Origin of the sequence: Acinetobacter sp. ANC 4204, from assembly GCF_002135205.1 — a bacterium.
GTDB lineage: Bacteria > Pseudomonadota > Gammaproteobacteria > Pseudomonadales > Moraxellaceae > Acinetobacter.
On the sequence record NZ_NEFZ01000007.1, the window covers coordinates 69,488 to 90,139 of the forward strand.

17 protein-coding genes are annotated in these 20,652 nt (G+C 40.8%); 5 read left to right on the plus strand and 12 right to left on the minus strand.

The annotated features are described in order from the left end of the window. Positions 1-16 precede the first annotated feature (16 nt). Complete coding sequence (locus tag B9T36_RS14010; RefSeq protein ID WP_086210085.1) at positions 17-1,915, minus strand: 7TM diverse intracellular signaling domain-containing protein; 1,899 nt, start codon at positions 1,913-1,915, stop codon at positions 17-19. Beyond that, positions 1,912-2,598 (minus strand): LuxR C-terminal-related transcriptional regulator, encoded by a 687-nt coding sequence (locus B9T36_RS14015; RefSeq protein ID WP_086210086.1) that lies wholly within the window; start codon positions 2,596-2,598, stop codon positions 1,912-1,914. Before B9T36_RS14015 ends, B9T36_RS14010 begins: the two co-directional genes overlap by 4 nt. 298 nt (positions 2,599-2,896) lie before the next feature. On the opposite strand from B9T36_RS14015, the gene B9T36_RS14020 reads away from it, so the two are divergent. Continuing rightward, positions 2,897-4,567 carry an FMN-binding glutamate synthase family protein gene (locus B9T36_RS14020; protein WP_086210087.1) on the plus strand — a complete coding sequence of 557 codons (1,671 nt, stop codon included), beginning with the start codon at positions 2,897-2,899 and terminating at the stop codon, positions 4,565-4,567. Between the two features lie 58 nt (positions 4,568-4,625). Here B9T36_RS14020 and B9T36_RS14025 read toward each other — a convergent pair whose 3' ends face one another. Genes B9T36_RS14025 through B9T36_RS14040 form a run of 4 tightly spaced genes read right to left on the minus strand, consistent with a single transcriptional unit; the run spans position 4,626 to position 8,333 of the window. Next, positions 4,626-5,657 carry an alpha/beta hydrolase gene (locus B9T36_RS14025; protein ID WP_086210088.1) on the minus strand — a complete coding sequence of 344 codons (1,032 nt, stop codon included), beginning with the start codon at positions 5,655-5,657 and terminating at the stop codon, positions 4,626-4,628. Then, positions 5,657-6,769 (minus strand): YdcF family protein, encoded by a 1,113-nt coding sequence (locus B9T36_RS14030; protein WP_086210089.1) that lies wholly within the window; start codon positions 6,767-6,769, stop codon positions 5,657-5,659. The genes B9T36_RS14025 and B9T36_RS14030 overlap by 1 nt, the downstream gene beginning before the upstream one ends. Positions 6,770-6,773: 4 nt before the next feature. Continuing rightward, a complete protein-coding gene (murB, locus tag B9T36_RS14035) occupies positions 6,774-7,811 on the minus strand; it encodes a UDP-N-acetylmuramate dehydrogenase (RefSeq protein ID WP_086210090.1) in 1,038 nt (345 codons plus the stop codon). A gap of 9 nt (positions 7,812-7,820) precedes the next feature. Continuing rightward, positions 7,821-8,333 (minus strand): low molecular weight protein-tyrosine-phosphatase, encoded by a 513-nt coding sequence (locus B9T36_RS14040; RefSeq protein WP_086210091.1) that lies wholly within the window; start codon positions 8,331-8,333, stop codon positions 7,821-7,823. Between the two features lie 113 nt (positions 8,334-8,446). On the opposite strand from B9T36_RS14040, the gene B9T36_RS14045 reads away from it, so the two are divergent. Beyond that, entirely contained in the window at positions 8,447-9,607 is a 1,161-nt protein-coding gene (locus B9T36_RS14045; protein WP_086210092.1) for an iron-containing alcohol dehydrogenase, read from the plus strand. Between the two features lie 51 nt (positions 9,608-9,658). Next, positions 9,659-10,102, plus strand: a complete 444-nt coding sequence (locus tag B9T36_RS14050; protein WP_086210093.1) for an acyl-CoA thioesterase — start codon at positions 9,659-9,661, stop codon at positions 10,100-10,102. On the opposite strand, the gene dnaX is transcribed toward B9T36_RS14050, so the two are convergent. From dnaX to B9T36_RS14075, 5 genes are all read right to left on the minus strand, one after another. After that, positions 10,095-12,188, minus strand: coding sequence for a DNA polymerase III subunit gamma/tau (dnaX, locus tag B9T36_RS14055; RefSeq protein ID WP_086210094.1), 2,094 nt, complete (start codon positions 12,186-12,188; stop codon positions 10,095-10,097). The two genes, B9T36_RS14050 and dnaX, sit on opposite strands and share 8 nt — an antisense overlap. Positions 12,189-12,449: 261 nt before the next feature. Continuing rightward, the gene (locus tag B9T36_RS14060) at positions 12,450-12,905 is read right to left on the minus strand and encodes a copper resistance protein NlpE N-terminal domain-containing protein (protein WP_086210095.1); all 456 of its coding nucleotides are present in this window, start codon (positions 12,903-12,905) and stop codon (positions 12,450-12,452) included. A gap of 71 nt (positions 12,906-12,976) precedes the next feature. Next, on the minus strand, positions 12,977-14,227 hold the full coding sequence (locus tag B9T36_RS14065) for a serine hydrolase domain-containing protein (RefSeq protein ID WP_086210096.1): 1,251 nt from the start codon (positions 14,225-14,227) through the stop codon (positions 12,977-12,979). Positions 14,228-14,295: 68 nt separating this feature from the next. Continuing rightward, entirely contained in the window at positions 14,296-15,150 is an 855-nt protein-coding gene (locus B9T36_RS14070) for a MaoC family dehydratase (protein WP_086210097.1), read from the minus strand. Between the two features lie 148 nt (positions 15,151-15,298). Further along, positions 15,299-16,690 carry a 3-oxoacyl-ACP reductase gene (locus B9T36_RS14075; RefSeq protein WP_086210098.1) on the minus strand — a complete coding sequence of 464 codons (1,392 nt, stop codon included), beginning with the start codon at positions 16,688-16,690 and terminating at the stop codon, positions 15,299-15,301. 240 nt (positions 16,691-16,930) lie between these two features. Here B9T36_RS14075 and B9T36_RS14080 point away from each other — a divergent pair, with 240 nt between their 5' ends. Beyond that, positions 16,931-18,448 (plus strand): acetyl-CoA C-acetyltransferase, encoded by a 1,518-nt coding sequence (locus tag B9T36_RS14080; protein ID WP_086210099.1) that lies wholly within the window; start codon positions 16,931-16,933, stop codon positions 18,446-18,448. A gap of 706 nt (positions 18,449-19,154) precedes the next feature. On the opposite strand, the gene aceI is transcribed toward B9T36_RS14080, so the two are convergent. Next, entirely contained in the window at positions 19,155-19,589 is a 435-nt protein-coding gene (gene aceI, locus B9T36_RS14090; RefSeq protein WP_086210100.1) for a chlorhexidine efflux PACE transporter AceI, read from the minus strand. A gap of 99 nt (positions 19,590-19,688) precedes the next feature. On the opposite strand from aceI, the gene B9T36_RS14095 reads away from it, so the two are divergent. After that, on the plus strand, positions 19,689-20,576 hold the full coding sequence (locus tag B9T36_RS14095; protein WP_063454283.1) for a LysR family transcriptional regulator: 888 nt from the start codon (positions 19,689-19,691) through the stop codon (positions 20,574-20,576). Positions 20,577-20,652 lie beyond the last annotated feature (76 nt).

Sequence of the window (20,652 nt, forward strand, 5' to 3'; positions counted from 1 at the left end):
TCAAGTGCTGAGTCTCTTACTCAGCACTTTCACCTTCTCCAAAACTTAAACAAGCCTTGATTTTGGTACAGCCTTTTTTAGACTCAATTTCCAACTCAGCACCAATTTTTTCTAAACGCATCTTCATGCTTCGCATACCAATACTCATTCCATGATTCAGCACACACTCTACGTCGAATCCAACACCATCATCTTGAACAATTAAGACCAATCGAGTTGTGCTTGGATAATACATTTTGACTTCAATATGACTTGCTTGGCTATGCTTCACAATATTTGTCAAGCTTTCTTCAAGTACACGAATCAAAGTCAAACACTGTAAAGCCGTAGGTTGTATCTCCCATGTAGCTGGTATCGTCCAAGTCGCTTGAATATCCAATTCATCCATAATTTGACTAAAACGGTGCCGAACAGGTGCAATCCACAGCACTGGATTGTCTGGAATTTTATTATTCGTAGATGAACCACTATCAATAATTTGCCTTAAATCATCACGCAATAATTTAAGAATCGAAAGAAATTGTTGATTCGACATAGCACTAGAACTCTGCCCCACCAAAATCATCGAACGAACCAAAGATGCACCCAGACCATCATGTAGATCATGTGACAAGTGAATACGCTCTTGTAGCCGAACGTTTTCAAGCTCTAATTGATGTCGCGCGTATAGGCTTGAAGATAAATTACTGGTGACAAAGTTCACACGTTGTTCTAGCTCATTATTAAATCTTTGTATTTTTTTGATATTTTTATCTAAACGAGTTGCAAGAATGATCACAATAAAGAAAGTGATAATCGGTGAAGTATAGGGGGATAATGGCTGATGATCATTGATACGCTCATCAAATAATAGTGAAACGTCATACATCATTACAATACAAACAACACTCAAACACACAGCAAGTAAAATGTAATCACGACGCTTTGTTTTATTCGCACGATAAACCACAAATAAAAAAGAGGCTAAGAATAAGGCAATACACAGAAGAAAAATTATCGCAAAAACGGTTTTGACCATCAGACTCGGGATAAATAAAATCGTAACAATACAAACCGCTGCAACCAAAAATAATGTTTTTTCTAACTCAGCAAACTTCACCTTAACAAAACGGAGCAAATAAATAGAAAAGCAAACACTGTATAAAACAAAATAAGTTAGGTTAGCTTTCATAACCCATAAAGAATTTGGATAAGGAAACACTTCCCGATTGATCACATTCCAAATAAACAGCACCCAAAACAAACAACTAATGGAGAACCAAAGAAAAGTTGTTTCATTGCGCCTAAAAAACCAAATGACAAAGCATACTAAACCTAAGGTTGTCGAAATCACCAAATTAACCTGAAACAGTGCTCTTTTATTCCAAAGCCGTCTTTGCTGCTTATCATAGGCTTTTGTAATATCTGAAAATTCTAAATTTCCTAAACCGGGGCTTTCATAGCTATTACCAACCACATACACCCAAATATCATTCTTTTGTTGTTTTAAACTTTCGACAGGAAGAATCCAAAAACGCGGAGTATTCCAACTTTTTGATAGAGGTTCAACTAAATGTTTATCTTTCCACATCAAATTACGGTTAAAAAAGACAGCACCCGCACTACTCATACCTTCTACTGAAAATGCGATCGGTTCTTTTAACTCATGACTATCGCTACAGCTCCAATGCCACGCAAAATGGTACCAAACACCACCATCATAATATGGCCAACGCTTGGTCCAAACATCAGGATTTTTAACTTCGACCCAGCCCGTTTTAGGCACTTCATTCATAGATGTTGTTTTGACTGCAGAAATTTTATCGACAATCACATTACAAGTGGAGCCAACACTGAAGCGGGTTTCTGCATAACTGGCAAGACTAAACGCACACAAACATAGTGTGAAAAAAAGGCTCAGCCAGCCATTTTTCATAAAAGACCTAAAGAACGTGCTGTACTCACAGCCTTGGTGCGTTTGGTAACTGAAAGCTTTCGATAAATATGCTTAATATGACTTTCAACAGTATAGCGAGACACAAATAACTGCTCTGCAATTTCTCGATTACTTAAGCCCTGTGCAACTAAGTTTAGAATCTCAGTTTCTCGATTCGTCAATTCGTCATAATCTTGACCATCTAACTGATCTACACGTTCTGTTTGGGGTGTAGTTGATGTTGAAATTTGATTCAGAATTTCACGAGCAATGAATGGATCTATAGGAGCCCCACCACGTAAAATGCTACGTATAGACATAAGTACTTCAGCATCATCACGCTCTTTCAGTACATAACCATTCGCCCCTGCTTTAATCGAGGCAAATAGGCTTTGTTGTGTACTCCAAGCCGAAATCACTAAAATTAAAGCACTTTGGTCAATGTCTCTGAGTTTTTCAATCAGCGTAATACCATTGCCATCTGGTAAACCCAAGTCGACCAATGCCAAAGAAATTGGTTGCGATGCAATTATTGCCATTGCCTCCGCTAAATTCTTAGCAAAAATCAACATGTCATGGCTATAACCTAATTCCGAGAGAATAAGGTCTAGGCGAGAGCGAATCATCGCTTCATCTTCTACAATTAAAACAGGTGCAGGCAAAACTGTTTCCGTATTTTTCACTGAAGCATCCCCTTTTTATCATTCTTTAACAACACTATACCGATGCTAACTCGAAGCAACCTATCCCTAGAAGTAAGTAATTTATCAATTTTTATTGTTGAAGAATACGCATTCATTAAAATCATTTTATCGACTTTAAAAACTGAAAGATACTAATCTATGTGTAATTGATTCCTCCATTTTTAACATTCGCCATATTCAAAATCTATTCACAGAATGAACAACAATTTATTACTTGTAGATGAAACAAAGACTTGGCACATTAGTCCTAAAACAACACGGAAGGAAGCCAAGCCATATGTCTAGCCCTGCTCAATCCATACGTCACAAATTACTCAACACTTTCTTTTCCAGACATTCTATTTGGCTGCTTTGTATTTTTATCTTTTTAAGTATTAGCTTTTTTCATTATAGCCATACCCCTATTTACATCAATTACTTTATCTCAAACACTTTCTTAAACAGTATTTGGCTCATTACAGGTTTACTCAGTTTTGTCGGTTTACATGATGTTTTGCAAAACAGACATTCTATTTTGAAGAACTACCCGATCATGGGACACTTTCGTTTTATCTTTGAAGATTTTCGACCTGAAATCCGCCAGTATTTCATTGAAGCGGATCAAGATGCACTGCCATTTTCAAGAATGCAACGCAGTCTAGTTTATCAACGCTCAAAAAACCAAAATGCAGATAAGCCTTTTGGTTCTATTGTCAATGTCTATGCAGACAACTATCGTTTCATGACGCATTCATTAAGTCCATGCAAACCTGCCGACCCAAAAACTTTCCGTATATTAGTAGGCAATGCGCAATGCTCTCAGCCTTATAGTGCATCTATTTTTAATATTTCTGCCATGAGTTTTGGCAGCTTGAGTGCCAATGCCATTCGTGCTTTAAACAAAGGCGCACAAATGGGTGGTTTTTACCACGATACAGGTGAAGGCAGCTTAAGCCCTTACCATCTAGAATATGGTGGTGATATTGTCTGGGAACTCGGTAGTGGCTATTTTGGCTGCCGTACTTTAGATGGCCAGTTTGACCCAGAAAAATTTGCCATTCAAGCTAAACGCCCTCAGGTTAAAATGATTGAGATCAAACTATCTCAAGGTGCTAAACCTGGACATGGAGGTATTCTACCTAAAGATAAAATTTCTGAAGAAATTGCTCAAATACGAGGTGTCAGTCGTGACCATGACTGTGTTTCTCCTTCAAGTCACTCGGCTTTTAAAACACCGATTGAAATGATGCATTTTATTCAACAACTGCGTGAATTATCTGAAGGAAAACCTATCGGTTTTAAACTGTGTATTGGTCAGCCTTGGCAATTTATGAGTATTGTCAAAGCCATGCTACACACCCAAATTATTCCCGATTTTATCGTCGTTGATGGTTCCGAAGGTGGTACTGGTGCCGCACCGATTGAGCTCATTGACAATATGGGTGTACCGCTACGTGAGGGCTTGCTTTTTGTACACAATACGCTGATTGGTGCAGGTTTACGTGATCAAATCAAAATTGGGGCCAGTGGTAAATTGGTCAGCGCCTTTGATATTGCAAGCATTATGGCAATCGGTGCGGACTGGGTGAATTCTGCACGAGGCTTCATGTTTGCTGTAGGCTGTATTCAAGCACAAAGTTGTCATACCAACCAGTGTCCTGTAGGTGTTGCAACTCAAGATAAAGAACGTCAAAAAGCACTACACGTTCCCACCAAAGCCGAAAGGGTTCTACATTTTCATGACAATACATTGAAAGCCCTTTCAGAAATGATTGCCTCAGCAGGTTTGAAACATCCAGCAGAAATTAAAGCCCGCCATTTAGCACAGCGCATTAATGACCGAGAAATTCGAAACTATGCGCAACTCCACTTTTGGTTAAAAGAAGGCGAACTGCTGTCTTGTGAAAATAAAGACGAGGAAAATTTTTATTTCCGTATGTGGAACATGTCCCAATTAGAAAACTTCTAAATAAAAAGGAGGCTGATAGAGCCTCCTTTTTATTCTCGATAAGCAAAATCACAGACTATTAGTAATATCCACTAGATGAACCCTGCGCATGTAAAAAAGCGGGGATTAAACCTGTTAATGCAGCACGAATGTCAGCACGTTCATTGATCAATTGGTGCGAACCTTCCTCTAGCATTAGCAAGGTCTGTAAACGAAACTTCTCTCGAATGAACTCGATGTTATACCGCCAATCTACCGTCTGATCCAGAGCGCCTTGAGCCAACCACACAGGAATACGACAGGCTGGACGTTGTTCCATTTCCAGCATCCACTTTGACATCGCCAAAATCCAATCCATACCCATCATACGCGGTTGCAAGGGATCTTTTAAACGGACAAAGCGCAAAAATTCAGGATTATGATTATTGCGTCTAAAATGACGCGGTACTTGACGCTTTATCCGACGAATAATGCCTAATCCAACTGAATTATGCCACCAAGCCGATTTCGCAGGACGAATCAATGGTGAAAGCAACAGAACACGCTGTACATAAGGGTTTTCACGGCGTTCGGCAAATTCGAGTAAATGATGCATTAAAATTGCACCACCCGTACTCTGCCCGATGCCTAACCACGGCTGTGGTAGCTGATCAGCATGCTTTACATAACGCACTACAGCATGAAGCACATCTTGATAATGGTCAAAGTTTTGGATATTCGCAGGCGATCCATCACTCAGACCATGCCCAGGCAAATCATAAGTCAGTACGCTAAACCCTTGCTCAAGCAGCTCTTTAATGATGGGTTGGTAAATACCACTGTGTTCTAAGTAACCGTGTAATAAACATACGGTTCCCTTGATCTTCTGAATTTTAGGCGCAAAGACCTGTACATGCAATTTAAACAAAGGCATTTGTACATAACCTTGCCACTGCTCACAGTCCAAAGTGTCTAAGCCATAGAGCCTACGGTATGAAATAATTTCAACAGACGCTTCATAAGACTGGTTTAAATTGAGTGGTTCTAAAAGTTGTGGTGTGGTCTCACGACTTGGGACAGGAAGCTCAAGTTGTTTGAGTACTGAAGGATTTAAAAAAGGAAGTTCAGGCATTATGGAATCTCCCTACAGTCACTTGAGCCGACAAGTACATCACGCACAGTTGCAAGCATTTCATAATTGGCACGGCGACTATGATCATAGTTTTGTTGACTTGGTCGCCAACGTGTTAATTGGGTCGGCATAGGTGCTTCTATCGGCTGGGTTTCTATACCATTTAAGGCAAATAAACGACGGGTACGTGGCATATGGTATTGATCTGTAATTAGAATCACTCTAGGTGCGCCACCTTTTTTCTGTAGTAACAAGGAACTAAAACGTGAATTTTCGCAGGTATTCATACTACGATCTTCCAACAGTTTTGCATCGACTCCTCGTGCCTTTAACCATTTTTGCATATACGGTGCTTCTACCCCACTCAGTACAATAGGCAGCTTAAACTGCTGTTCAACTTGTAATGTGGTTTCAAGTCGCAAACGGGTATATTCATTCACGACGATATCCTTACCATTCTTATCTAAAGTTAACCCGCCTCCTAGAACAACGATGGCATTCGGCATATTTAAAGCTGCTTTTTTCTCTTCATTTTGTGCATAGATTTGTGCAATATCTTGATAAATTTGCTCATCAACGGGCTGTTCTTCGAGTTGTTCAACCTTATGCGTTTTTAAGAACGCTAGATAATGCTCCATTAACGCTTTATTTTCTTTACTGTTGAGTTCTAATAGTTCTTTTACATTCTCTGTTGGGTCTACTTCTGAACTTGCAGTCTCAACCACCAAAGGAATTTGAGGCTTCTGTTCTTTTTCCTGTTCCTCTTTTTGCTCAGCAACAATCAACTCTTGTAAGGCTTTGTAGCGCGCCTGAATGGTGGTTAAGTTTTGTGAATTATGCTCTTTAATCTGTTCTTCCATGAGCTGTAAATAAGCTTGACGTGCTATCCACAAATCAGAACCCGGTTCTAAGCTTTCTTGCTCACTCAGTGCTGCCATCTTTTGGCTCTGTGCGGCCACTTCGTTAACATCGACAGGAACAAAAGTATTAAGCGCAGCAACAATGAGCTTAGAATAAAAAGGCGTATAAATAAAAATCATTAAACAGCCGAAAAGTGCAAATAACACCGAAGCGATTTGCACTAAACGTACCATTTTATGGGTTTTACTCATACTTTTAATGATCCTGATGAGATTGAATTAAACCGAGCGAATTAAATAAAACTGGCTCAGGCTCTAGTAAAACTTTAAATTTATTATACACATCCCGTTGTACTGCTCGGTATGTGCTCTGTACATCGTCTAAATTTGCATTGGCATAGTTCACCAAGACCAACGCCTGCTTATGAAACATACCCACCGCCCCAAGTTGCTTGCCTTTCCACCCCGACTGGTCGATTAACCAACCAGCGGCAATTTTAACATCACCATTTGACTGTGGATAATGTGGCAATTTGTCAAATTGTTGGGCTAAATCGTCATACGCCTGCTGACTCATAATTGGGTTTTTGAAAAAACTCCCTACATTTGGAAACTCTTTAGGATCGGGTAATTTACTTTGGCGAATCTGAATCACTTGTTGCTGCAAATTTAATGCAGTTAAGTTATCCCCTACAGCCTGTTTTAAATCACCATAACTAATTTTTAAGTCTTCGTGTTTCAAGAGTTTAAATGTGACATGAGTAATCACATAGCGATTCGGATCATCCTTAAAAATACTATGGCGATAACTAAATGCACAATCTTCAGCAGGAATATCACTAAATTGTTTCAGTTGTCTGTCATAGACCTGCACACTTTCAATGAACTCACCTGCTTCGACACCATAAGCACCGATATTTTGTACTGGGGATGCACCGACTAAGCCTGGGATCAAGGCTAAATTCTGTAAACCAAATAAACGCTGTTCTGTCGTCCAAAGTACAAAGTCATGCCAAACTTGCCCTGCACCAACTCTTATGGTTTGGGTATTCGCATCTTCAGACAGATTCTCTATACCTAGAATATTCATATGCACAACCAAAGCATCAATTTGTGCAGGCAGAAGCATATTACTTCCACCTGATAAAATCATGACATTCAGCGCTTGTTGCTGCGCATAATCTAGGGCTTCAACCAATTCATCTGCACTATGAATTTGAACATAATGCGATGCAACTGCATGTAAACTTAAAGTATTAAAAGGTTTAAGCTGTTTTAGTGTTTCGATTTGCATGCGCTAACCTTAATAACTTTCAATTTGTTGTTTAAAAATGTGAACCCATGCTTGGCTACTTGATTCACATTGATCCAATACACGCTCAAAACCATCAGATCCACCATAGTAAGGATCAGGTAAGGCTTGCTGTGGATATTGCGTATCATGCTCGGACATGAGAGCGACTTTAGCACGTAGTTGCCCCGTACCAAATTCACGTGATGCTGTTTGATACAGCATCTGAATCTCATCAAAATTATTGTGGTCCATCGCTAAAATTAAATCAAAATGGACAAAATCACGGGTCTGTAACTGTCGTGCACGTAAACCAGACAAATCATAACCACGTTTCAAAGCATGTTCTTGGCTGCGTAAGTCAGGTGCCTTATTCGGATGATAGTTACTCGTCCCTGCTGAGTCGATTTCAATATTAAGTTGATGCGCATCACAAAAATGTCTGAGAACTACTTCTGCCGTGGGAGAACGACAAATATTTCCTAAACAGACACATAACACCTTATAGGGCGTTGTGAATGACATAACCACCTCGAAACAGCTTTATTTTCAAGTGTCTTATGTTAAGTTATTTAGAGGATGAATCCTATAGAAGTACAAAACATTATTGTTGAATAAGATATAAAAAAGGATGCTGTATGAACTCATTTCAATTTCAAACTGTGCCGAATATTATTTCAGGCTTGGGCAGCATTCAGCAACTCAGAGACATTTTAACAGCACGCCCTTATCAACATCTGTTATTGGTTACAGATGTAGGCATGCTACAACATCAACTGCATTTTCCCATCTTAGAAATTTTAGAGGATCTCTCTCTCACTTACAGTATATACAGTGAGGTTAAAGCCGACCCGAGTGAGCAGATTGTTTTAAATGCGGTTAATTTTGCCAAACAGCAAAAGGTAGATCTCGTTTTAGGCTTTGGTGGTGGTAGCTCTATGGATGTTGCAAAAATTATTGCCATACTCAGCCATCCTGCACAGCAGCAACAGTTAGCTGATCTTTATGGGGTAAATAATGCCCAAACACCTCGCCTGCCGTTAATTTTAGTCCCAACCACAGCAGGGACAGGTTCTGAGGTCACACCGATTTCAATTGTTACCACAGGTGAAACGACAAAGACTGGAATCGTCGCACCTGTTCTTTTTGCCGATGTAGCGATTTTGGATGCGACTTTTACTGAAAAGCTGCCGCGTCATATTAGTGCAGCTACAGGCATTGATGCGATGGTACATGCCATTGAAGCCTATACCTCTAAAATCAAGAAAAACCCCTATGCAGACATGTTAGCGAAACAGGCTTTAAAACTGCTGAATCAAAACCTCAGTTTGGTGCTAGAAGATGGTCGAAATTTAGAAGCCCGACAAAATATGTTGGTCGGTTCAATGTTGGCAGGGCAAGCTTTTGCCAATGCCCCAGTAGGTGCTGTACATGCACTTGCTTATCCACTGGGTGGACATTTTCACATTTCACATGGACATAGCAATGCCTTAGTGCTGACAGAGGTTTTAAAGTTTAATCTTCCGCAAGCCAAGCACCATTATGCAGAGTTGATCTGCTGGCTCGACCCAAAAAGTACAGGTTGTACTGATGGTCTTTCTGATCTCTTTGTCGATCATATACAAAACCATTTAGACCGTAGCGGTTTAACCTTAAAACTCAAGGCGTTGAATGTTCCTGAACACAGTCTAGATCAACTTGCAACAGACGCCATGTTGCAAACACGCCTACTACAAAACAACCCAAGAGAACTGGAGTGGCAACAGGCACGCGAGATTTATCAAGCCATTTACAGCTAACCCATATAATTAACTTAGGCTATTTATAATCAGATTTTAAGGATGACGTCGATGAGACAAGCCGCAAAGACACGTGACCAATTTCATTATTTTTTACCGATTCAGACACGTTGGTCGGACAATGACCTCTATGGCCATGTCAACAACGTCACTTACTATAGCTATTTTGATACTGCCGCAAATGCCTTACTGATTGAAAAAGCAAATTTTGATATTCACCAATCCCCTATTATTGGCTTAGTGGTCGACTCAGCATGTAGTTTCTTACATGAGTTGTCTTACCCTGAGATTATTGACGTAGGTGTGACTATTTCCAAAATAGGAAACTCCTCACTTACTTACGAACTCGCCATTTTTAAATTTGGTCAAGAATCGGCTTCGGCTCAAGGACATTTCGTCCATGTTTTTGTAGACCGTGAAACGCGAAAAAGCACCCCGATTCCATCTGAAATGCGGAGTGCTTTGCGCCACTATTTAAGCCATGACATTACTTAAGCTGAATATTGTGTAATTCACCATCAAAAGTTTGCACTAGACTTTTCACTGTGTCTTCGTTTTGTAGTAACTCATGTGCACGTTGGAATGCCTTTTCCTTACGTTGCGCTTGCATCGTATATGGCGTAATGGTTTCAACTTCTGCATATTTCACATCAAAACGCGTCTGAGGCCATTCAGCTTTGAGCGCATCTTCCAAGACATGACGTAATTGGGTGAGGAGTTGCTCATAGCGTTGCGGTATCATAAACACCGATTCTGCATCAATCTGTCCCGTCATTAAGCCTTGCTGTGCCAACTCTTGTACCGCGGGTGATAAATCGCTGTTTCTAAACCAATACTCCCACTTCTCCACTGTCCATTCACCGACTAACTGCTGTGCTTGTAGTTGCAAAATATCTTGTGGCATTAAATCGGTTGGTGTAGATGAGACCTGTTCAGGTTGAGCAAGCTCTACAAGGGCAGTAACAGTTTGTAGGCTTTCATTTTCTACAACTTGAGTATCCTCAACATTCGCGACTGAAAGCACTTCACTTGCTAAATCAAAAGATTCCGCTTGTACAACCTCAACTATTGCTACAGCAGGTTCAACGGGTGCTTCATTTTGAGTTTCTGCTTCTAACGGTACAATTTCATCAAATAAGAAATCATCACTATTTGGTTCATCATCATTGCTTTGTGCATTAAATTCATCAGCTTCATCCAAATCAAATAAAACTTCATCACTGGAAGGATCGAAAACGATTTGATCGGATTGCTGAGATACTTCAACTGATGGTTTATTCTCTTTGGCGCTTTCTGAAAGATTCACATCATCAAGTTCAGAATTAAAGTCAGTCTCTGCATCCTCATTTATCGCAGCATCTTCAAATGTCGCGTCAATATCTAAGCTTTGAGCATCTTGTTGCAAAGCCGTTGCTGGAGCAGAAGTCGGTATTACCGTTTGTTGTACAGATTCAGCTATAGCGCTATTGGCCTGAGTCACCAGTACTTCATTCGGTTGTAATGGACGGAACGCCAACATGCGTAGCACCGTCATTTCAAAGCCTTGCTCTTGCGTGACTGCTAACTGTAATTCAGCACGTCCTTTACATGCAATTTGGTAATAAAGCTGTAGGTCTTGCGCAGCAATCTGCTGAGACAATTGCATGATTTTTTTATTAATTTCAGCGCTATATTTGAGGCTTAGTTCTGGTAAATATTGTAATAATGCCAATTCATGTAAAGTCGAAATCAACTGATCCAAAACTAAAGATACATCCAGTGCTTGCTGGCGGAATTGTATCAGCAACTCACTCACCCGTTGTTTCTGGTTTTGATGTATCGCAAGGATCAGATCATAAATAATGGTACGGTCGATTAAACCTAACATCTCTTTGACATCTTGGTGCTGGATAGAGCCCTGACCATAGGCAATCGCTTGATCTGTCAAAGAAAGTGCATCACGTAATGAGCCTTGGGCAGATTCCGCAATTTGCCAAATCGCATCCTGCTCGGCGGGAATGCTTTCTTTATTTAAAATATTACCCAGATGCTCGGTAATTTCATCTACAGCCAACGGGCGTAGAGTGAATTGCAAACAACGTGAAATCACGGTAATTGGGAGCTTTTGTGGATCTGTCGTTGCAAAAAGAAATTTCACATGTTCAGGCGGTTCTTCCAATGTTTTGAGTAAAGCATTAAAAGAATGCGTAGATAGCATATGTACTTCATCAATCAAATAGACCTTAAAACGACCTTGCGTCGGTGCATAAGGCACATTATCTAAAAGCTCACGCGTATCTTCAACTTTAGTCCGTGACGCCGCATCAATTTCAATCAAATCAATAAAACGGCCTTCATTCACGGCAGTACAGGTTGGGCAAACTTCGCATGGTGTTGAAGTCACACCTGTTTCACAGTTCAAGCACTTTGCCAAAATACGGGCAATGGTGGTTTTTCCGACCCCACGCGTTCCTGTAAATAAATAAGCATGGTGCAAACGTCCGCGCTCTAAAGCACTGGTTAGTGCCCGAGAAACGTGGTTTTGACCCACTAGCTCATTAAAATTGCGAGGACGATATTTCCGTGCAAGTACTTGATACATGTATGCTCCTTTTTATAGGCCTAAGCATACTGTTTTTTTGCCAAAGAGTGAATGAATTACTTCACCCCGTTCTCGCTTTTCTAAGCTATAAACCTGATTTAGATCAATAATCCAAAAACCATTCGCTCCATTTTTATCCCACTCTCTATCTCAAGCTATTTATACATTTAGATTATGGATTTGAAATAAAATGAGAGCTTTGCAAAAGTAAAAAAGAGGTAAATATTAAAATGAATTCGTAAAATACAGCTATTTAGAAAATTAAGCCGACTTCACCAGAATAAAATCACTCTGCATTTGGTATTTTTTACCGGTCACATCTTCACGTATTTCTAAAACACGATCCTCTAAATCGACATAAAGTAAGTTTCGCTTGGTCACGTTCACCAACTCTATCTTGTGCTGATCTTGAGCATTAAAACGAAGTAGTCCAGTCAAAGTTTCGACTTCGTTATGGCCACTCAAACTTTCTCGTTTTAGGGTGTAGGTCATGTTTTCATGCAGCTCAAGTGCAACTGCCATACCCGGACAGTCTTCACAACGGGACAAACATCCCATACACGGCGTTGTGCCCTGATAACCCCCAACCCACGCAGGAATAATCTGCTTTTGTTCTGCCACTTGGAGTTTAGACTGATCATGTTGCGTTTGATTCGCCTCGGAACAACCCAACAATAGTCCTGTAGCCATCAGAGGAATAAGAATAGGAGCCTTCATGTCACAAATCTTCAAAACCTAAACCGCGACGAACATAACATATTTTAGACGATGACTAAATCTCAGACCTGTCAAAACCAGCCTTTTTTACCTTTTAAGACTGCGTCCGCACAACGTAAACTTTCTTGGCTCAAAGCCCAAAGTCGATAATCCCCAGTTAAAGAACCTGTAGCAAAGTTATGTGTATAAGCAAAACTTAAGCCTCGCTCACTATCGCCCCAAGCCCCTGAACCATTAAAGCCCATATGACCAAAACCCTGCTCTGCGGTTTTGCCTAGGGTTAATATACGGTGATATCCCAAGCGCCAATGCATCGGTATCGGCATCACGCGATCTCGATAGCTATATTGCACTCGACTCAATTCAGAAAACACATCGGGACGAATCAACTGCTGACCTTTCCAAATCCCTTTTTGAGATAGCATCGCATACACTTTGGCTAAACTATTGGCGGTAAAGACACCATTTGCCGCCGGAATGATCGCCTGAATCGCATCATCATGATAAAAGCTGACCTTTTTCATGCCTTTGGGAATCATGCCATCCTGAAAGTCTTGTGGATCTTGCCCTGACCACTGTATCGCTTTATCAAGCACTGAAACTTTACGCACCTTCGTGGGACTTGTTTGATTTGCTTGGATAGGTACAGGACGAGTAATAGGTCGTGCGATACGTTTTAATTCAGCACTGGGTGCGCCAAAGTAGGCTCCATCTAGCTCTAGCGGCTCAACTAAATAGGTTTGAAAAAGCTCAGTTAAACTTTTCCCCGTTGCTTTTTCCAAAGCACCACCGACTAGCCAACCGAAGGATAAAGGTTGATAGGCAGCATCTTCACCAATTGCAAAGCGTGGTTGCGCCTTTTCAAATACGTCTAACATATATGCCCAGTTCAACATTTCTGTCGCATCGGCAATGGTATTACGTATATCAAATAATCCGCTTTGATGACTCAGTACATGTCTTAGCGTCATCTTTCCTTTACCATTTTGGGCAAATTCAGGCCAATAATCCGCAATCGGTTGATCGTAGCTCAGCTCACCTCGACTGACTAAAATATGCGCCAAGGTTGCGAGCACGCCTTTGCCTGTCGAATAACACACCGACATCGTATTGGCCTGCCAAGGAGAATCTACCGCTGCCAAACCCGTATAGATATCGACAACTTTTTCACCCTGAAAATATAGAACACAGGCCGCACCGCCATATGCTGAACGAGCATCTTGTAAGCGGCTAAAGAGATGGGCAACACTTTGAAAACGTGGGTCAACGTAGCCTTGGTAATGGTTCGGATTCGCTTGTAAATATTGTTTTAAAATTTTCATTTACACATCCATGTATTTTAAAGCTGACATAAAAAAGCCCAGTGTAATCTAAACTGGGCTTTTTAAAATTATAGTGCTTTGATCTGTCCCGTCACATGCGGTTTTTGATTCTTACTATTTCGAATTAAGAAAGCAGTATTTGCCCCTTTTGTCGCAGTCATAAAATCGACTGTTGACGGCAAATACATCGGCAGTTTAAACCAAACATCTGCTTCATAAGCATCAGGCAATGTGATCGAAGCCAACGCTCGTGCCTTACTCCACATGCCGTGCGCAATGGCCTGTTTAAAACCAAAGGCTTTTGCTGTCACCGCATGAATGTGGATCAGGTTAAAGTCGCCCGAAGTCATTGCATAACGACGACCTGTATTTTCAGAGACTTCCCAGACTACATTCGGCTGATAATCTGGAGTCGTTGCTTCGACTAATTTTGGTGCTGTTTTACCATCGGTCTTTTGACGTGCTAAATACGTGGTTAAAGCTTCAACCACGACTTCATTACCAACTTTCACCGTAGTAATAAAATCAAACTGAACACCTTTATCATGTGGCTCAAGCGCGCCATATTTACATGATAAAGTGAGGGTTTCATTGACGCCAACTTTACGCATTTGTTTGACTTGATTGCGAATATGCACCAAACCTAACACTGGAAATGGAAACGGCTCTTGCCCCATCATGTGCATTTGTAAGCTTTGCGATAATACAGCCAAATAAATCGCAGGAATATAACCATTATTCTTAAAGCCACATACTTCGTTATAGGCTTTCAAATGCTTTTGATCGACATTAAAAGAATCTACCACATACTCAACCTGCGGTAAGACTTTTTCACCTTTTGGTTTTTTAAAAATCAAACCTTGAATGACTTTCGGATAAGCCATGTATGGTTTTGGAAGTTGACTAAAATGGCGAGTCTTCATACTGAACCTTTGAGAAGTTTTTATTTCAATATTTTGAAAGTTCCTTCTCCCTCAGGGAAAAGGTTGGGATGAGGGAAAAATGCCATCCCATTTATAATATAAAGAATTCATCTCCCCTCTAAAGGAGAGATAAATTCAAGTTTTTAAATTAAGCACCCAACAAGCTTTGACCACAAACGCGTACCACGTTGCCGTTTAAACCAGTCGATGCTGTCGCTGCAAATAAAGCAATCGTTTCAGCAACATCTACCGGTAAACCACCTTGGCTCATCGAGTTCATACGGCGACCCGCTTCACGGATTGCAAATGGAATCGCAGCGGTCATTTGCGTTTCAATGAAACCTGGTGCAACCGCATTGATGGTAATGCCATTCGTCAACGTTGAAGCAGTAAATTTAACCACACCAATTACACCAGCTTTTGATACCGCATAGTTGGTTTGACCGAGGTTACCTGCAATACCTGAAATTGATGATACACAAACAATACGACCATTGGCATTTAAACCGTCGTTCGCAAGTAAATAATCATTTACACGCTCAATCGCTGACAGGTTAATGTTAATGACCAAGTCCCAAAGCTCAGGCTTCATATTTGCCAAAGTTTTGTCACGGGTAATACCTGCGTTATGCACAATAATGTCTAAACCACCTTGAGCAGCTGCCGCAGCTTTGATTTTCTCACCAGCATCGTTTGCTGTGATATCAATTGCCAGTGTTGAACCGCCGATCTCACCTGCAACACGGTCAAGATCTGCTTGTTGCTGTGGTACATCTAAACAAATCACATGCGCGCCATCACGTGCCAAGACATGCGCAATCGCTTCACCAATACCACGGCTCGCACCTGTTACTACAGCCGTTTTTCCTGCCAGTGGTTTCGCCCAGTCCACATCTACAACTTCAGCTTTAGAAACACGAATCACTTGACCAGAGACATAAGCAGAACGTGGAGATGCTGCAAAACGTAAAGTTGACTCAAGATTTGCTTCTGCACCTGCATCCACATAGATCAAATGTGCTGCAACCCCCTTCTTAAACTCTTTACCGACTGACTTCACGAAGCCTTCAAGTGCACGCTGTGCAATCGCTTTTTTAACGCTACCCGCAGTTTCAGGGGTCGTGCCTACCACAATCACACGACCAGAAGCAGCCACTTGACGTGCAATCGGATTAAAGAAGTTATATAACTCATTAAGTTGCTCTGATGACTCAATGCCAGATGCATCAAAAATAACAACTTTGAATTTAGACTCTTTGTCGCCTGCATTAAATGCACTTAAGTTTAAGCCCACTTGAGCCGCAGCTTGTTGTAGTTGCGCATTGTTACCCGCATAGCTATTGGCGTGGACATTTGCCAACACTTGCGCAATTGCACCAGATAGTGAACTGTTTGCTGCTGCACCCAGTAAAACAGCACCTTTAATCACAGGCGTTGCTGACTCAAAACGGTCTAAAAAAGTTGGTGCAGGTAAACCCAAATTTTTAATGACAAATTTACCAATCGGAGATTTTGCGAATGTTTGGTATTGATCAGTCATGTTTTTATCTCTCATACAAATGAATTGTTGATGGATTCAAAGATATCCTTTTAACTTCAAAGTGATGTCTAGAGTCTTATATTTCAATAGTTCCATCGGTTTCTATAGAATCATACTTGAGTTATAGAGGATATGTCTTGACCTGAAAGCCTGTTGCAATGTCATTCTAGTCAATTCAGCCCTTTTTATAATATGCTAATGTACACCCTAAGAATAGATTAACATGCTTGGAAAAGCCTTATGAGCAAAACAACTCAAGAAAATCCAGCAGTAGAAAATTCTGCTACGGAAACTGTGTCAAATACATCAAAAAGTACACCGCGTAGAACTAAAAGTACTGGCACAACAACCCAATCAGTAAATAACACGACTAAGCCGACTCGCACTCGCGCTGCGTCAACTCGTAGTAAAAGCCCTGCTTCTTCTACAAATGCTTCAAAACCAAAAACTCAAACTGCTGTTCAACAGGATCAAACCATGAGTCAAAACACTGTTCGCCGCGTGGCTATTATCGGTGGTAACCGTATTCCTTTCGCTCGCTCAAATGGCGCATATTTCACCGCTTCGAATACAGATATGTTCACAGCAGCGCTAAACGGTCTTGTTGAACGTTTTAATCTTCAAGGTCAACGCCTTGGTGAAGTGGTTGCTGGTGCTGTTCTTAAGCACAGCCGTGACTTTAACATGACCCGTGAATGTGTACTAAACACTGCACTTGCGCCAGAAACACCTGCTTACGATATTCAGCAAGCATGTGGTACTGGCTTACAAGCAGCGTTCTTAGTTGCCAACAAAATCGCACTGGGCCAAATTGAAGTGGGTGTTGCTGGTGGTGTAGACACGACTTCTGATGCACCAATTGCGTTTGGTGATGGTTTACGTAAAGCATTACTTGAACTCAACATTGCAAAAACAGGTAAAGACCGTTTAAAAGCTTTAACCAAAATCAACCTAAAAGACTTGATGGATGCGCCGAAAAATGGTGAGCCACGTACAGGTTTGTCTATGGGTGATCACCAAGCCATTACCGCGCTTGAATGGGGTATTGCACGTGAAGCGCAAGACGAACTTGCTGCATCTTCACACCAAAAAATGGCTGCGGCTTACGAAGAAGGCTTCTTCGATGACCTGATCACACCATTCTTAGGTTTAGAGCGTGACAACAACTTACGTGCTGACTCTACGGTTGAAAAACTTGCTAAGCTCAAACCAGCTTTTGGTAAAGGCGATGCACGCACCATGACTGCGGGCAACTCAACACCACTTACGGATGGTGCATCTTGTGTACTTTTAGCATCTGAAGAATGGGCAAAAGCAAACGATCACGAAGTGCTTGCTTACTTAACCTTCCAAGAAACAGCTGCTGTTGATTTCGTTGAGAAAAAAGAAGGCTTATTGATGGCACCTGCTTATGCAGTTCCACGTATGCTGGAGCGTGCTGGCCTTAAACTTCAAGACTTCGACTACTACGAAATTCATGAAGCATTTGCGTCACAAGTTCTTTCTACATTAAAAGCTTGGGAAGACCCGAAATTCTGTAAAGACCGTTTAGGTTTAAATGCTCCACTCGGTTCAATTGACCGCACTAAACTCAACGTCAAAGGTTCTTCACTTGCAGCAGGTCACCCATTTGCTGCAACAGGTGGTCGTATCATTGCCACTGCTGCGAAGTTGATTAACCAAAAAGGTTCAGGTCGCGTACTGGTTTCAATCTGTGCTGCAGGTGGTCAAGGTGTGACAGCAATTATTGAGAAATAATCTCGCCTTCGCTGTAAAAAAGCATCTCTTTTGAGGTGCTTTTTTTTACTGGTCAAAACCATCAATTTACTCTATAGATAAAAACATAAAATAACCAAATACAAACTATGCGAAATTCACCGCCCTTTATTGTTTATCTCAATACCCCGATTCGCTATTATTATTTTTACCTCATTCCCTTAGTCATAGCGCTTTTGATTGTCAGCTTCGACTTTTCACTTTCAAGGCGTGTTTCCAACCTGCATTGCATCCAACTTGTCCAGCCCGCATAAATTTCTCAATGACTTTTTTGCTATTTGTACTTTCATCTGTCTTGCCCTTATTTTGATCAATTATTTTCGTGTACAACTCAACCGACCACAAGTTCAGCACATCAGGCAACACTACGCAAAACTGAATACACAACAACGCTCAATGTTTAATCCACTAGGCTTAGTGTTTTTTATTCTTATGTTGCTCTTTTTCTGCTTAAGTTGGTTTTTGATCAGTGATGAAATCCCATACACAAATTCCAGTACAAAGAAAGGCGCAACCATGATCTATCTCAAAGGCTTTGCGCATCCATATATAAGCGCTATAGCAAATAGTTTTCATGCTGCCATCACCGTCTTTTTTGCCTTAATGATCCCTTATATTTTAAATGTCAGAAAATTCAAATAAGAATTGCATCACATTAAAAAAGCCACGACATTGCGTGGCTTAATTTTTAATTTGAATATTGCGCTTCGGATTGAATACCCAATTTGGCCTCCACCATGTCATAACACCATTGGAAAATAAAGGTATAAACCAAAATACACATGGTTAAACTGAAGTCGAGTACGATGGCTTGCCAAATACTCATTTGCATTGCATATGCGACCATTGGAATGGTTGCAAGCATCAAACCACCTTCAAAACCAATCGCGTGAAGAACACGTACGCCGATGGTTCTTTTGAGTTTTCTTTTCGCTTCAAACTTTTCAAAAAAATGGTTAAACACCATATTCCATATGACCGAAGTGACTGCCATGGCAATACCGAGTACGCCTGTGACCTCTAAAGGCATATGGAATATGAAACTTAAAGCTACAGCAATGATCACCAATAGGATGATTTCATAGCTGAGCGCATGAATAATCCTTCTTTTGGAAATCAACATTTTTAATTACTCTTTCATGATTGGATGTTGGCTATTTTATTTTTATAATATTGATTAATCGAGTCAGGTTCTTTCAGTAAAACTGAAAGATAGAAAATTATGAATATCAATCAAGAACAACTGATCATTTTTAAAACCGTGATTGAGTCAGGCTCATTTTCAGCTGCCGCACGAAAATTGGGCAAAGTGCCATCGGCCGTGAGTATGTCAATTGCCAACTTGGAAATAGACTTAAACCTACAACTTTTCTTACGCGAAGGACGTGAGCCTACAGCAACAGCGCAAGCCCTAACCTTGTATGAAAAGACCGAGCAACTACTGACCGAAATGAATCAATGGAAACAGCATGCTCATGCCCTAAGCCACGGTTTGGAGTCCTCGCTCAATATCGTCGTTGTATCCGAACTGCTCCATATGCAATGGATCGACTACATCGCAATATTAGAAGCTGAATTTCCCAGTCTACAGATCAACATTTTTTCTGCACCTCAGGAAGATGCACAAAGAATGTTACTCAACGGTACAGCGCAACTTGCACTGATGTTCGAACGTGAACAGCTGGAAAGCAGCGAACAGTTTGTTGAATTAAAAATGGAAACTTTAGTCCCTGTCGCAAACAAAGACTTTGAGCTGGCGCAATTTTCACAAGTCAGCTTTGAACAAATTCAACACAGTCGCCAGATCGTGGTTGCCAGCCGAGATAAAAGCATTAAGCCTGAACTACTTTTTTCTAAAGAATACTGGCGGACTGACAATCATCACTCTGCCTGCGCACTCATTATGCAAAATTTCGGTTGGGGGGTTTTACCCTTGGAAATGCTGAATGAAAACCCTCAGCTCAAAACCCAGTTGAAAATATTAGATCTGCTAGATTTCACCCCAAAGTTTGAATATTTTGTCGATTTGGTCTGGAGTCGTGAAAGTGAATTGGGTGCAGCTGCACGTTTTTTAATCCAATACATCCGAAATCAACGTAAAAAATCGTGATAACTGCTGTTAAAACATCCGAATCCACTTGGGTTAGAAGCAGTTTGTGTTATAAATATTTTATGGGTAATAACTT